9 protein-coding genes are annotated in these 13,143 nt (G+C 38.2%); 3 read left to right on the top strand and 6 right to left on the bottom strand.

Annotation, left to right across the window (positions count from 1 at the left end):
• Window positions 1–1,245 (top strand): T9SS type B sorting domain-containing protein (locus tag J4050_RS14540; RefSeq protein WP_208155327.1); only part of this gene is annotated, 1,245 nt, incomplete at its 5' end.
• A 1-nt stretch (window position 1,246) separates the two neighbouring features.
• On the opposite strand, the gene dinB is transcribed toward J4050_RS14540, so the two are convergent.
• Window positions 1,247–2,458 (bottom strand): DNA polymerase IV, encoded by a 1,212-nt coding sequence (gene dinB / locus J4050_RS14535; RefSeq protein ID WP_208155326.1) that lies wholly within the window; start codon window positions 2,456–2,458, stop codon window positions 1,247–1,249.
• Window positions 2,459–2,460: 2 nt separating this feature from the next.
• The gene (locus tag J4050_RS14530; RefSeq protein ID WP_208155325.1) at window positions 2,461–5,433 is read right to left on the bottom strand and encodes a DNA polymerase III subunit alpha; all 2,973 of its coding nucleotides are present in this window, start codon (window positions 5,431–5,433) and stop codon (window positions 2,461–2,463) included.
• A gap of 77 nt (window positions 5,434–5,510) precedes the next feature.
• Between J4050_RS14530 and J4050_RS14525 the strand changes: the two genes are divergently transcribed.
• Window positions 5,511–6,278 carry a helix-turn-helix domain-containing protein gene (locus tag J4050_RS14525; protein ID WP_208155324.1) on the top strand — a complete coding sequence of 256 codons (768 nt, stop codon included), beginning with the start codon at window positions 5,511–5,513 and terminating at the stop codon, window positions 6,276–6,278.
• Window positions 6,279–6,375: 97 nt separating this feature from the next.
• Window positions 6,376–6,552 carry a hypothetical protein gene (locus J4050_RS14520; RefSeq protein ID WP_208155323.1) on the top strand — a complete coding sequence of 59 codons (177 nt, stop codon included), beginning with the start codon at window positions 6,376–6,378 and terminating at the stop codon, window positions 6,550–6,552.
• 58 nt (window positions 6,553–6,610) lie between these two features.
• Here the strand turns inward: J4050_RS14520 and J4050_RS14515 are convergent, their stop codons facing one another.
• From J4050_RS14515 to J4050_RS14500, 4 genes are all read right to left on the bottom strand, one after another.
• Window positions 6,611–6,886, bottom strand: a complete 276-nt coding sequence (locus tag J4050_RS14515) for a F0F1 ATP synthase subunit delta/epsilon (protein ID WP_208155322.1) — start codon at window positions 6,884–6,886, stop codon at window positions 6,611–6,613.
• Window positions 6,887–6,965: 79 nt separating this feature from the next.
• Entirely contained in the window at window positions 6,966–8,474 is a 1,509-nt protein-coding gene (gene atpD, locus J4050_RS14510; RefSeq protein ID WP_208155321.1) for a F0F1 ATP synthase subunit beta, read from the bottom strand.
• A gap of 191 nt (window positions 8,475–8,665) precedes the next feature.
• Window positions 8,666–10,192 (bottom strand): SGNH/GDSL hydrolase family protein, encoded by a 1,527-nt coding sequence (locus tag J4050_RS14505; RefSeq protein ID WP_208155320.1) that lies wholly within the window; start codon window positions 10,190–10,192, stop codon window positions 8,666–8,668.
• A 19-nt stretch (window positions 10,193–10,211) separates the two neighbouring features.
• On the bottom strand, window positions 10,212–13,019 hold the full coding sequence (locus J4050_RS14500) for a TonB-dependent receptor (RefSeq protein ID WP_208155319.1): 2,808 nt from the start codon (window positions 13,017–13,019) through the stop codon (window positions 10,212–10,214).
• Window positions 13,020–13,143: the final 124 nt, after the last annotated feature.

Here is a 13,143-nt window from a genome sequence, read left to right as displayed (position 1 = left end):
ACCTTAGACCCTTTGCCTACACAATCCAACAATGGTATATCTGGCAGCTGGTCGCCAGCCTTGGATAATACGGTTAGTACAACTTATACGTTTACACCAAATCCTGGTGAATGTGCAACCAGCTCATCACTTTTTATAGAGGTAGAACCAAATGTAGTTCCTACTTTTAATCAAGTCCCTGCAATATGCGTGGGCGAGAATTTAACTGAGTTACCAACGACATCCTTAAATGGAATAGTAGGGACGTGGTTTCCCGCGCTTAATGATACCGAAACAACAACCTATACATTTACGCCCAATAATAATCAGTGTGCGATAGAAGTTGATTTAACGATTGAGGTTCTTCCTAATGAGATTCCTGTTTTTGATGATTTTGGACCTATTTGTCCGGGACAGTTTATAGATGAATTACCTACTATTTCTAATAACGGTTATACAGGAGCGTGGTCGCCAGAGATAAATAATTTTGAAACTACAACCTATACGTTCACTCCAGACCCTGGGCAAGGTTGTGTTACCACAGTAACTACCGAGATTATTGTAACCGACCCTATTATTCCAGAATTTGATACCGTAATACCTATTTGTGAAGGTGAGGATTTAGCACCATTACCAATAACCTCAAATGATGGAATTACTGGGTTTTGGACTCCGGCACTAAATAATTTGGAGACCACTACTTACACATTTACACCAGACCCTAATCAATGTGCTATAGAAACTACATTAACCATAGAAGTCATTCCTATTTCTGAATTATCTCTAGAAGTTGAGGTAACCTCGGAACCTTTTGCCCATAATCAAACGGTTGTGGCAACAGTTTCGGGAGGTACAGGTATTTATTTGTATCAGTTAGATGATGGTCCTTGGGTTGAAGAGAATAATTTTAACGCGGTATCTGGTTGTGAAGATCACGTAATTAGAGCCAGGGAAGCATCGGGTTGTAGTGATATAGCCTTAGAAGAATTCAGGATATTGGAATACCCTAAATTTTTCACGCCTAATGGAGATATGTTTAATCCATCGTGGAATATTGAATGTCTTAGTGATCAACCTTCAGCTAAAATTTCAATATTTGATCGTTATGGTAAACTTTTAAAAGTCATATCTACACAAGGCCAGGGTTGGGATGGGACCTTTAATGGCAATCGAATGCCTACCAGTGATTATTGGTTTAAAGTAGAGTATTTAGCAAATGATGGTTCTCCAAGAGCGTTTACATCCCACTTTACCCTTAAGCGTTAAATTACTGATGTCTGTTGGCCAGTAAGGGAGGAGGTTCGCCTGTAAACGGATTCCAGCGGCTAATGGTCTTAGCTTCCATACCTGCTGCACTAATCACAGCTCTGTCTCCATAGCGTTCCCGCATTTTATCAATCGCTTTACAGAGGTTGAGGTGCATTTCATTGTCTTCAAAAAGGTTGATTTGATGACCACCTTCTACCAAATGACTAAAGCGCACACCAATAAGGCGTACCAATAACCTACGATTATAAAGTTTGTTGAATAAATCCAATACTACAGAAATGATATTGTGGTCCATGGCCGTATATGCAATACGTTGTTGTTGTGTATAGGTCTGGAAATCTGAATATCTAATTTTGAAAGTAATACAAGCCGTAAGCTTATTGCCACGACGCAGCTGATAAGCCAAATTTTCAGCCATCGCTATAACCAAGCCTTTTAACTTATGCATATTTGTAGTGTCTTGGCCAAAGGTACGCTCAGTAGAAATAGACTTACGTTCGTGATATTGTATCACAGGTGAATTGTCAATACCATTTGCTTTTTTCCAGATAACCAGACCATTCTTACCTAGAACTTTATGCATCAGTTCCATGGGCATATCCTGTATGGTTTTAATGCGCTTTACTCCTAAGTCGCATAGCGATTTGTAAGTAACCTTTCCAACCATAGGAATCTTCTTAACCGATAATGGTGCCAAAAAAGGTTTTTCGTTACCAGTTTGTACTCTAATCTCGTTATTGGGCTTGGCTTCACCAGTAGCTATTTTTGATACGGTTTTATTGATGGATAGACCAAACGAAATAGGCAAATGGGTTTCTCTTATGATTTTTTGTCGCAATTCTGAAGCCAACTTATTACAGCCAAAGAATTTGTCCATGCCTGTAAGATCAATATAAAATTCGTCTACTGAGGATTTCTCATACGTAGGAACACTCTCTTTGATAATATCCGTAACCTCATTTGAAAACTTGGTGTAAACACCAGAGTTGCCTCGTAGTACAATAGCTTCTGGGCACAACTGTTTGGCCATACGCATGGGCATGGCAGAGTGTACACCAAATTTTCGTGCTTCATAACTGCATGATGCTACAACACCTCTGTCGCTGGTGCCGCCAATGAGAATAGGTTTGCCTTTAAGACGACTATCTAGTCGACGTTCACAAGAGACAAAAAAGGTGTCTAAATCCATATGCACAATAGATCGGTTCATACCTATGATGCTCTTAACTTTTTATCGGAATATCTAGGGTCCTCAATAATGGCAAGGTGCTCTAACTTTGACACTTCAATGGTTACACAGTCAAATTCAATCATAACCTTGCCCGTAATTTTATAAACACCCTTACCTCTAAAAGGATATTTAGCTGCAATTGGTGGAAAATGAACAGTGTCTACAAAATCCCCGTCACGGTCTAGAAACGTACCAAAATGCATTAGCTTTCTATTAGAGGTTTTGGTTTGCTTGGTGGTTACTAAATAGCCTTCAATGATAACGGTTTTTCCTTTGTGTTGTTCCAGGTCTTTGGCACGTAGGCGATTTGTGGATTGCTGTTCTAAGAGTTGAAACGGATTGCACAACGGAAAGCCTAATAGTTCTATTTCGTCAAAGGCATTTTCTAAGGCTGTACTAGGGAGCTCTGGTGTACTGTAATTGATACGTTTGGTTTTAAATAGGGTTACGGTCTCTTCTTCAATAATAGTTTTGCTAATTTTTAAGTGTGCTTCCCAGAGGAGTTCACGCTTATTGATAGTAGTAAATCTAAAGGCATTGATCTTTATTAAAATGGCAATTTGTTCAATAGATATAGGCACACGTTCAATAAAATCGTCTAAGGAATTAAAGCATCCACCGATGTCACGAGCTTCAAGAATGCGAGCTATGGTTTTAGATTCTAAAGATTGTAAAAACATAAAACCGAGATATATAGTTTTACCTTGGATTGTGGCGTGGTTATAGGAGTTGTTGATGCAAGGGGCTTCAATAATCCCTCCATGCATTCTAGCCTCATGCACATAGAATTCCGTACGATAGAATCCGCCAAAGTTGTTAATAGTGGCAACCATATATTCTAAAGGGTAATAGGCCTTTAAAAACAAACTTTGATAGCTCTCTACAGCGTAGGATGCGGAGTGGCCCTTGGCAAAGGCGTAGCCTGCAAAACTTTCAATCTGCCGCCAAATCTCGGCGGTTAAATCGTCTGGTTTACCATCTTTTTTACAATTGTCAAAAAATTGCTGTTTTACCTTTAAGAATTCTTCTCTAGAGCGGAATTTACCAGACATACCACGACGTAACATGTCTGCTTCCCCTAGAGTTAGTCCTCCAAAATGGTGAGCTACTTTAATCACATCTTCCTGATATACCATAACACCATAGGTTTCTGGCATGATATCTCGCAGTACGGGATGAGCTTCTTTTCGTTTTTCAGGGTAACGATAGCGCAAAATATATTCGCGCATCATACCAGATTTTGATACACCAGGTCTAATAACGGAGCTTGCCGCTACCAAGCCCAAGTAATTATCTACCTGTAGTTTTTTTAGCAGCATGCGCATGGCAGGTGATTCCACATAAAAACAGCCAATGGCCTTGGCATTACGCAATAGATGTTTTATGCGCGTGTCTTGTTTAAAGCGTTTGATATCGTGAATATCCATAGGCTTTTGCTTAGGATTATTATAGGCTACAATCTCTGTGGCTTCCTTTATTTTACCCAAACCACGTTGGCTTAAAATATCAAACTTGTACAGGCCAATATCTTCGGCCACGACCATGTCAAACTGGGTAGTGGCAAAGCCCTTAGGAGGCATAAAAGTGGCGGTATAGTAATGTATGGGCCGTTCTGAAATTATAATGCCGCCAGCGTGGATACTCAAATAATTAGGAAACCCTTCAATATAGGTGCTGTAGTTTATGACTAGCTGCGATAGCCTATCTAGTTTTGAGACTTGGTATTTACCACGTGTAAGCCTATCCATTTCAGATTTGGGAAGTCCAAAAACTTTTCCTAGCTCTCGTATGGAAGCTCTAAACTTAAAAGTATTGTAAGCCGCTAATAAGGCCGTATGTTTAAAACGTTTAAAAATGAACTGTGTAATGTCTTCCCGATCACGCCATGAGAAGTCAATATCAAAATCTGGTGGATTAGTGCGAAACAGGTTGATAAACCGTTCAAAGTACAAATCGAGCTCTACAGGGTCAACATCTGTAATTCTTAATAAATAGGCAATAATACTATTGGCGCCACTACCGCGACCCACATAAAAATAACCTTTGCTGCGTGCATATTTTAAAATCTTCCAGTTGATAAGAAAGTAGGATACAAATCCCTTTTCCTTGATGATACTCAGCTCCTTTTCAATACGTTTAAAAATGCGTTCCCCAGGTTTTTTATAGCGATAGTGTAAGCCGTCGTAAGTCAATTTCTTAAGGAGTTTAAAGTCCAATTCGGCATTGTTGGTATAAAATCGCTGATTATTGGGTGTCTGGTTTGAAAAATCGAATCGTGTATTACAAGCGTTTAGTAAACTGTTGGTATTATCAATTAATTCTGGGTAGTTATTATAGATGGTGTACAAACTGTCATAAGGCAGCATGGTGTGCTGAGGTTGCCCTTCTTCAGATTTTGGGAGTTTGCTCAATAGGGTATTGTTGTCAATGGCTCTTAATAAGCGATGTGTATTAAATCCCTTCTTGTTTTGAAAGGACACGGTTTTAAGAACTACTAGCTTTTCCCTAAATTGATTCCACTTGGAAAATTTTAAAAGGTTGAGATCTTCTGGCGCGATACCTAAAAATTCATTTGATTTTAATTTGAAGTTTTTACCCTTGTGATAAGGGTAAACCACAAAGCAATCTTGTAGAATATATTCTGGGCGCTCTGGGATTTTTAACTTGTTGTTGTGCAAAAATTTAGACAAATAGTCGTTGATGTTCTGAAACCCAAGATTACTTTTTGCAATGAGAATGAACTGTTGCTGTACACCATTTCTAAAATCCACACCAAGTACAGGTTTTATCTTGTATTTTTTAGATAAGCGCATCACATCTAAGCATGCCGATGTGCTATTGATATCGGTTAATGCTAAAGTTTGCACACCATTTTCCGAGGCAATAGCTAGTAGTTGCTCAGGTTTTATGGTACCGTACCGTAGACTGTAATAGGTGTGGCAGTTTAAATACATAGGACTAACAAAATTAGCTACAAAATGTAGTTAGTATTGCTTATATTTGTAGCAAATACTGTTAAAATAATTTTGAAGTGAAACCTATTCAAGCTAATATTAAGCATATCAGGACATTGCGTAAATTTTCTCAAGAGCGTTTTGCAGATGAGCTTAGTTGGACACGCTCTATGGTTGGTTCTTATGAGGAAGGGCGCTCAGAACCACCTATAGATCGATTGATAGAATTATCTAATTATTTTGATATACCTATAGATATTTTGGTGAAGAAAGATTTGCGTAAGGCTAAGGATACCTCTTTTATTGAGGTGGGTAACAAACGTGTGTTGTTTCCTATAACAGTAAATGAAGATAACGAGGATTTAATTGAAATTATTCCTGCTAAGGCTACAGCAGGATATCTTTCAGGCTATGATGACCCAGAGTATATAGAGCAATTGCAAAAGATTAAATTACCTTTTTTACCTACAGGAACACACCGAGCCTTTCCTATAAAGGGCGATTCTATGCTGCCCGTAAAGGATGGCTCGTTTGTAGTAGCGCGCTTTGTAGATGATATTAAAGACGTTAAAAATGGTAGAACCTATATTGTGCTAACAAAAAATGATGGCTTGGTCTATAAACGTGTATATGTACCAGAAGAGGATAATAGAAATTTGCTGTTAAGCTCAGATAACAAAACCTACCAGCCGTATGTAGTCTCTAAGGAGGATATTTTAGAATTGTGGGAATTTACCTGTTGCATTAATACGCAAGAATATGACGAAAAGGAATTGAAACTTAGTAGTATTGTTACCATGTTTCAAGAGTTAAAGGTGGAGTTGGAAGCTGTAAGAAAAATCTAAACATCTGAAAAACAATGAAATAATTTTACAAAAGTTAAAGAAGTGTTAAGAAAATTTTGTACATTGGTAACTATCTAACCAACACAATCACAAGAAAATGGGAAAGCTAAATCAAGATTTTCGTCACCGTAGACTATTTGACTTTATCGCCTTAATCGTATTTGTGCTATTTCTAGCTTTTTTTGCAAATTCTATTTTATCTGTAATGGGAGCCTTTGAAATGGAGGCTTACACTAATACAATGGCACAGGTGGCATCAACCAATATGCCATAAAAAAAGCGCATGTTTTTTTAATAAACATACGCTTTCATAATATTATTTTAGGCTGTACTTAGTCTGCGAGAACAATAACCCTATTGTCTTTCATTTCAATAGTACCGGATTTTATAGGTAACCAAACTCCTTTATCAGATTTTGTAAATTTATCTGCAACCTCTTCTTCTAATGTGATGTTGCCAGCAACTTTTACATGTCCTTCTTTAAGGATAGATACAACAGGAGCGTGATTAGACAACATTTCAAATTCACCAGTAACACCAGGAACAGTTACCGAATTAACTTCCCCACTAAATAAGGTGGCTTCAGGTGATACAATTTCTAAATACATAATTTTTCAGTATTCAGTATTCAGTATTCAGTACTAAGTGGCAAAACTGCAACCTATGACTGCAACCTGTATACTAGATTTAAGCTTCAGCAAGCATTTTTTCACCAGCTTCAATAGCTTCTTCTATCGTTCCTTTAAGGTTAAAGGCTGCTTCAGGTAGGTGATCGAGTTCACCATCCATAATCATATTAAATCCTTTAATAGTTTCTTTAATGTCAACCAACACACCAGGAATACCAGTAAACTGTTCTGCCACGTGGAATGGTTGGGATAAGAAACGTTGAACACGTCTTGCTCTACCTACAGCCATTTTATCTTCTTCAGATAATTCTTCCATACCAAGGATAGCAATAATATCTTGTAGTTCTTTATAACGCTGTAATAACTCTTTTACTCTCTGTGCACAGTCGTAATGCTCATCTCCTAAAATATCTGCTGTAAGGATACGAGATGTTGAATCTAGTGGATCTACCGCTGGATAAATACCAAGCTCAGCAATTTTACGAGATAATACCGTTGTTGCGTCTAAGTGGGCAAATGTTGTAGCAGGAGCAGGGTCAGTTAAGTCATCCGCAGGCACATATACCGCTTGTACAGATGTAATAGAACCTTTTTTAGTTGATGTAATTCGCTCTTGCATGGCACCCATTTCAGTGGCTAACGTCGGTTGGTATCCTACCGCGGAGGGCATACGACCTAGAAGTGCAGACACCTCAGAACCCGCTTGTGTAAAACGGAAAATATTATCTACGAAAAACAACACATCTTTACCTTGTGCATCACCAGCACCATCACGGAAATATTCAGCAATCGTTAATCCAGAAAGTGCTACACGGGCACGTGCTCCCGGAGGCTCGTTCATTTGACCGAAAACGAAAGTAGCTTTAGATTCTTTCATAGCAGCTTTATCTACTTTCTGTAAATCCCATCCACCTGCTTCCATAGAGTGCATAAAATCATCACCGTACTTTATAATGCCAGATTCTAACATTTCTCGGAGTAAATCATTACCCTCACGCGTTCTTTCTCCAACACCAGCAAATACAGAAAGTCCACCGTGACCTTTTGCAATATTGTTAATCAACTCCTGAATCAATACTGTTTTACCAACACCAGCACCTCCAAATAAGCCAATTTTACCACCTTTAGCGTAAGGCTCAATTAAATCGATTACTTTGATACCTGTAAATAAAACTTCAGTAGAAGTTGATAAATCTTCAAATTTAGGAGCTTCTCTGTGAATTGGAAGTCCTTCTTTTCCAGCTTTAGGTAAATCGCCCAGTCCATCAATAGCATCTCCAATAACATTAAAAAGACGTCCGTAAACATCTTCGCCAATTGGCATTTGAATTGGAGCACCAGTAGCCATAACTTCTGTCCCTCTACTTAACCCATCAGAAGAGTCCATTGCAATAGTACGCACAGTATCTTCACCAATGTGAGATTGTACTTCTAAAACCAATATGGAGCCGTCAGGTCTTGTAATTTCTAGAGAATCATAAATTCTTGGAAGGGTTGAGCCAGCCGCGAACTCTACATCAATAACTGGACCTACAATTTGTGCAACTTTACCTGTAACTTTTGACATTACTTATATGTTTTTGTTTTGCAATATTTTAAATAAGAAAATCAACTTACAAAATTGAATTGAGTACGTTGGTTTTTCGCGCTGCAAAGATATAGTTTTATTTAAAATAAAGAAGTCTTTTTTATGTGCTTTTTGAAATAAAAAAACCACGCTCAATCGAAGCGTGGTTTTTAATATTTATGTTACCTATACTAAGGCAAAAGTGGTGAGAAATTAGTTGGGAATTCTCCTGCACTTGCAACATTTCCTGAAGCAACAAAATTAGAACCAAAAGCTTCATCTAGAGCTTCCAAAAACTTGTTAGCCATTAACGCATACCCTCTCGGTGTTAGGTGGATGCCATCTAAGCTTACTAGCCCTCCTGTTACTAGACTCGTAGTCATAAGGTAATCATCAAACTCAATACCAGTAGTAGAAGCTTCTGTAAGAATACCATTTAAATCTACTAATACAACATCTTCATTACTATTAGCTATTGCTTCAATTCTATCGTTATAAGCATTAGTAGCATTTAATATTGCCGATTGCTCACTAGGAATTAACACCCACTGATCTGCTAACGGAATCGCAACTCCATTTACGGTTAAGGGATTTCCTGGAACTGCCTCAGTTCCTATGAATGATGAGGCAGGTAATACAAACAAATCATCGGCAGTCGCTTGTCTATAATTTGGTAGCCCTAGACCAGATAAATCTGTTAAGGTCTCGTCCTCAATAACTACCGCATTAGTCTCAGATTCTTCAAAAACAATAGTTCTAGCAGCGGCTTCCTCAGCACTTATTAAGCTGTTAGAAAGCGCAAGTTGCAATCCACCATTGTACGGTGCATAAGCACCATTAACAACGGCAGCTGTTGCTGCGTCTAATGGAATTGGGTTAAATGGTACAGTTGTAAAATGTGGTAAATCTGTTATAAAAGGCACATTGGTTAATACTCCTTTAGCACCATTAGCGGTTAAGGCACCTACCATTTGAGTAATAGCTCCGCCTAATACATTAGGGTCTGTGATATCGTCTGGGCCATAGGTTGAAGGATCAATATTTCCAGTTTGATCAATACCTGTTCCTCCTGAAGTAGCATATCCTAGTACATCATTACCTCCCATTTCTGATAAGGTGAAGAATGATGGATTTTGTGCAATTGCATCGCCGAGAACTGTTGCACCTGGACTGGAAGCAATTCTTGTATAAAAGGGATTAAAGGCAGCATAACCAGGAGTAACTATATGAAAACTTTTTGCTCCAGGGATTCCAAAATTATTAAAATTGCTTCCGACGTTATTTGTGGCCTCAGTAGTTATTGGAGGAACGGGAGCTCCTAAATCTTCTAGGAATGAATTTAAAGGCTCTGGTCCTGAGCCATTAAAAATCAAACGGTATCCTGAAGCTGGAGAGCCATTGACAAGTATGCCACCGGTATTATCATCCATTAGTGGTTGTAAAAAGTCACCACCACCACCATTGGCAAATTGCATTGCAAGTGTACTGGGAAATGAAAGTTCTTGAGTTGCTCTAAACAAACCTCCATCGGCAAAACCTGCCGTAAATGAGGCGCCAACCGCCACATAGTTGGATACATCTAATTCTCCAACGGTTAAATCTGGTAAAACTTCAGTTCCCTGGTCTACCCGGTTTCTTAAATCGTCTAATGTATCATTCTCACAGGACGCTAGTCCTAAAGCAAGAACCAATAATACTATATATCTTAATGTTTTCATCTTAATTTATCTTGAGGAATTATAGGTTATTAATTGTAAGCGATGCATAATACATAGATCCAATAAAGCCTGTACCGAAAGCCGTAAAGTACTCATCTTGTAATAAGTTTGTTGCACCAACCTTTAAAGTAGTTTTTAAACTTGGAATCCTGTAGTTGATTTGAGCATCTAAGACACTGTAGGCCGGAACTTCTCCATCACCAAATGAGGCTTCCCAGAAGAAGTTGTCACTCCACCTCCATGCGGTATTAAATCCAAAATTCTTAAAAAGCTCTGTTTTACCAAAAGAGATTTTAACCTTATGTTCTGGAGTATTAAAATTGGTTCTAAAGTCAGGGTTAGCAGCTACATCAAAATCTAAGCGTGCCCATGTGTAATTAGCACTTAAATCAAAGCCGTTTAAAATCTTTGTAGAAACCTGTACAGCAGCACCATAAGAATTTACTTCAGCATCAGAGTTGGTATAGGTTTGATAGGCTTGAAAATCTCCATTTGCAATTGCAGCCACGGCCAAAGGCGTACTTGAACCTGGTACAGTCTGTGTTAATTGAACATCACCATAAAAAGGTGCGATAACAGTTTCATTTGCTAAGAAATCTTGATAAGAATTGTAATAAGCAGAAGCATCTATAATAACATCTTTTAATTTACCTCTGTAACCTAATTCAAAAGAGCTTACTTGCTCTGGTTGAACAAAGTTAGAATTAGCAATTTCTAAATCTGCGGGATTGCCAGATTGGGCAAATCCATTTGTTACCGAGCTGGCAAAGAAAGAATTATTGTAGGCTCCATTTCCATCAAAAATGATGTTGCCTTGACCGACGATAGCAGCACCAGAAGGACTCAATTCATAAGGACGTATATCTCTTCCCGGGTTATCCGATGCACCACCAATTAGAATTGCACGTCCTACATCTAGACCAATATATAAATCTTGTGTCGTAGGGTTTCTAAATCCTGTTTGAAAAGAGGCCCTTATATTATGATTATCATTTATGGTAAATCCTGCGGCCAAACGCGGCGAGAAGAAACCATCAAATAGTTCGGATTTGTCATAACGAACAGATCCTGTTAATTTTAATTCTACGCTTTCAGATAACTCTAAAGATCGCTGCAACTGAGTGTAGAAACCTACTTCAGAGTAAGTAATAGGCCCGTCATTATCTGTGTAGATTGTACCAAATGAATTTAAACGGTAAGTTCTAAAAGAACCTCCAACTTGGATTTCAGCAAAATCTACTAAATCACCAAAATTGTAATTGGCATCTGCATGATAAATTTGAGAGTTGTCTTGGAATCTAGACCCTGTTGTTAAATCGGGATCGTTTGTAATTCTATCAAAAGTTCTTTGAAATTCAGGAGTACCAGGTATTAGCCTTCCTGTATCAGCTGTTTGCCGCGCAGCAAGATGTGCAGCGTCACTCGTAGCACCTCCAAGCGTTTGTTGAAGATATTCACCGACATATTCTCCGAACCAAGTTTGGTCATCTTTCCAAGCTCTGTTGATATTTATTCCTGTAAATACCATATCATAAGAATCTCCTGCTTTGTCTTCAGTGATATAACCTCTTACAAAGAAATCGTCATTTCTTATTTCAAGCTTGTGCTGCTGCAAGAAGAAATTTCTAATGTTATAGCGATTAGCACCCTGATAAATGGTGTTACCCGAACCAATTTTTCCAACATATTGAATTTCAAAATCATTTTCCCAAGGTCTAAAATAAAGTCCCCAGTCTGCCTTAATACTTTCAGCGTTGTAGTTGGTTAGAGCACTTTCTTGATAACCTGTTCTACTTACGTCTACAGAAGGGATAAGGGCATCAGCTCCTGAAGGAATAAGACCACGGTCAACTAAAATTTCGGCAACATCTTTGATGTTAGTGCTTACTTCGTCTCCGTAAATATTTATACCATCATAGTTTAAATCAGCTCGAGTTAGGCCTCGATTAAAGCGGTCTTCTTCATTATTGGCTGCCCAGTCCGTTCCTTTTAGATAACCGAAATTAACTTTTACAGCAAATTTTTCGTTGAATTTGTAAGCCATTCGTAAGCCTAAATCTGTATAATCATTATCACCGGCAGCTTCTTGGGATGTGATTCCTCTTTTTATATAACCACTAATTCCTTGATGGTCGAAAGGACTTTTACTCCTCATAAATAGAATACCGTTGAAGGCATTTGCGCCATACAGGGCTGAAGCAGCGCCAGGAAGTAACTCCACGCTTTGTACATCTGTTTCCGTCATCCCTAGTAAATTACCCAATGGAAAGTTAAGGGCTGGAGCAGAGTTGTCCATACCATCAACCAATTGCATAAACCTCGTGTTAGCAAAACTTGCAAATCCTCTTGTATTGATGGATTTAAATGTTAAACTATTGGTGTTTATGTCTACACCTTTAAGGTTTTCTAAGCCATCATAAAAGTCTACAGAAGCCGTATTTTTAATTTCTTTTAAACCGAAACGTTCAACCGTAACAGGAGATTCAAAAATCCGTTCAGGTGTTCTAGATGCCGAAATAACGACTTCATCTAATTCGTTTCCTTCTGCCAAAGTAACATTAATAGTTTGGTTGTTACTTGTGACTTCGAGGGTTTGAACCTGAAACCCTGTGTAACTCACTCGGATTGAAAAAGGAGGTTCTTGTTCTGTTGTAATGGTGTAATTACCATCGAAATCAGAAACTGTACCGGACGTTGTGCCAACAACAATAATGTTAGCACCAGGTAAGGGTAATCCGGATTCGTCTGTAATTTTACCTTTTACAGTGGTTTGTCCATACGTGACCACACATAAAAGTAGAGCAATAAGATTTAAGATTGTCTTCATTAGAGATTAAGTTAATTTTTAGTTTAGCAAGCAATTTAAATAAATCTCTATGAAATGAATAGGAAATTCCCAAAAAAATATAGGTCAATGCAACGTTTTGGTAATAATAAAGCCCTAAAATTGA

Source organism: Winogradskyella pelagia (assembly GCF_017581965.1).
GTDB lineage: Bacteria > Bacteroidota > Bacteroidia > Flavobacteriales > Flavobacteriaceae > Winogradskyella > Winogradskyella pelagia.
Note: the sequence above shows the minus strand (reverse complement) of the source record. Positions and strands in the feature narration are given on the sequence as shown.

Coding starts and splice junctions, on each gene's coding strand:
- dinB (WP_208155326.1), bottom strand. CDS start 2,458: ATGAACCGATCTATTGTGCATATGGATTTAGACACCTTTTTTGTCTCT.
- J4050_RS14530 (WP_208155325.1), bottom strand. CDS start 5,433: ATGTATTTAAACTGCCACACCTATTACAGTCTACGGTACGGTACCATA.
- J4050_RS14520 (WP_208155323.1), top strand. CDS start 6,376: ATGGGAAAGCTAAATCAAGATTTTCGTCACCGTAGACTATTTGACTTT.
- J4050_RS14515 (WP_208155322.1), bottom strand. CDS start 6,886: ATGTATTTAGAAATTGTATCACCTGAAGCCACCTTATTTAGTGGGGAA.
- atpD (WP_208155321.1), bottom strand. CDS start 8,474: ATGTCAAAAGTTACAGGTAAAGTTGCACAAATTGTAGGTCCAGTTATT.
- J4050_RS14505 (WP_208155320.1), bottom strand. CDS start 10,192: ATGAAAACATTAAGATATATAGTATTATTGGTTCTTGCTTTAGGACTA.
- J4050_RS14500 (WP_208155319.1), bottom strand. CDS start 13,019: ATGAAGACAATCTTAAATCTTATTGCTCTACTTTTATGTGTGGTCACG.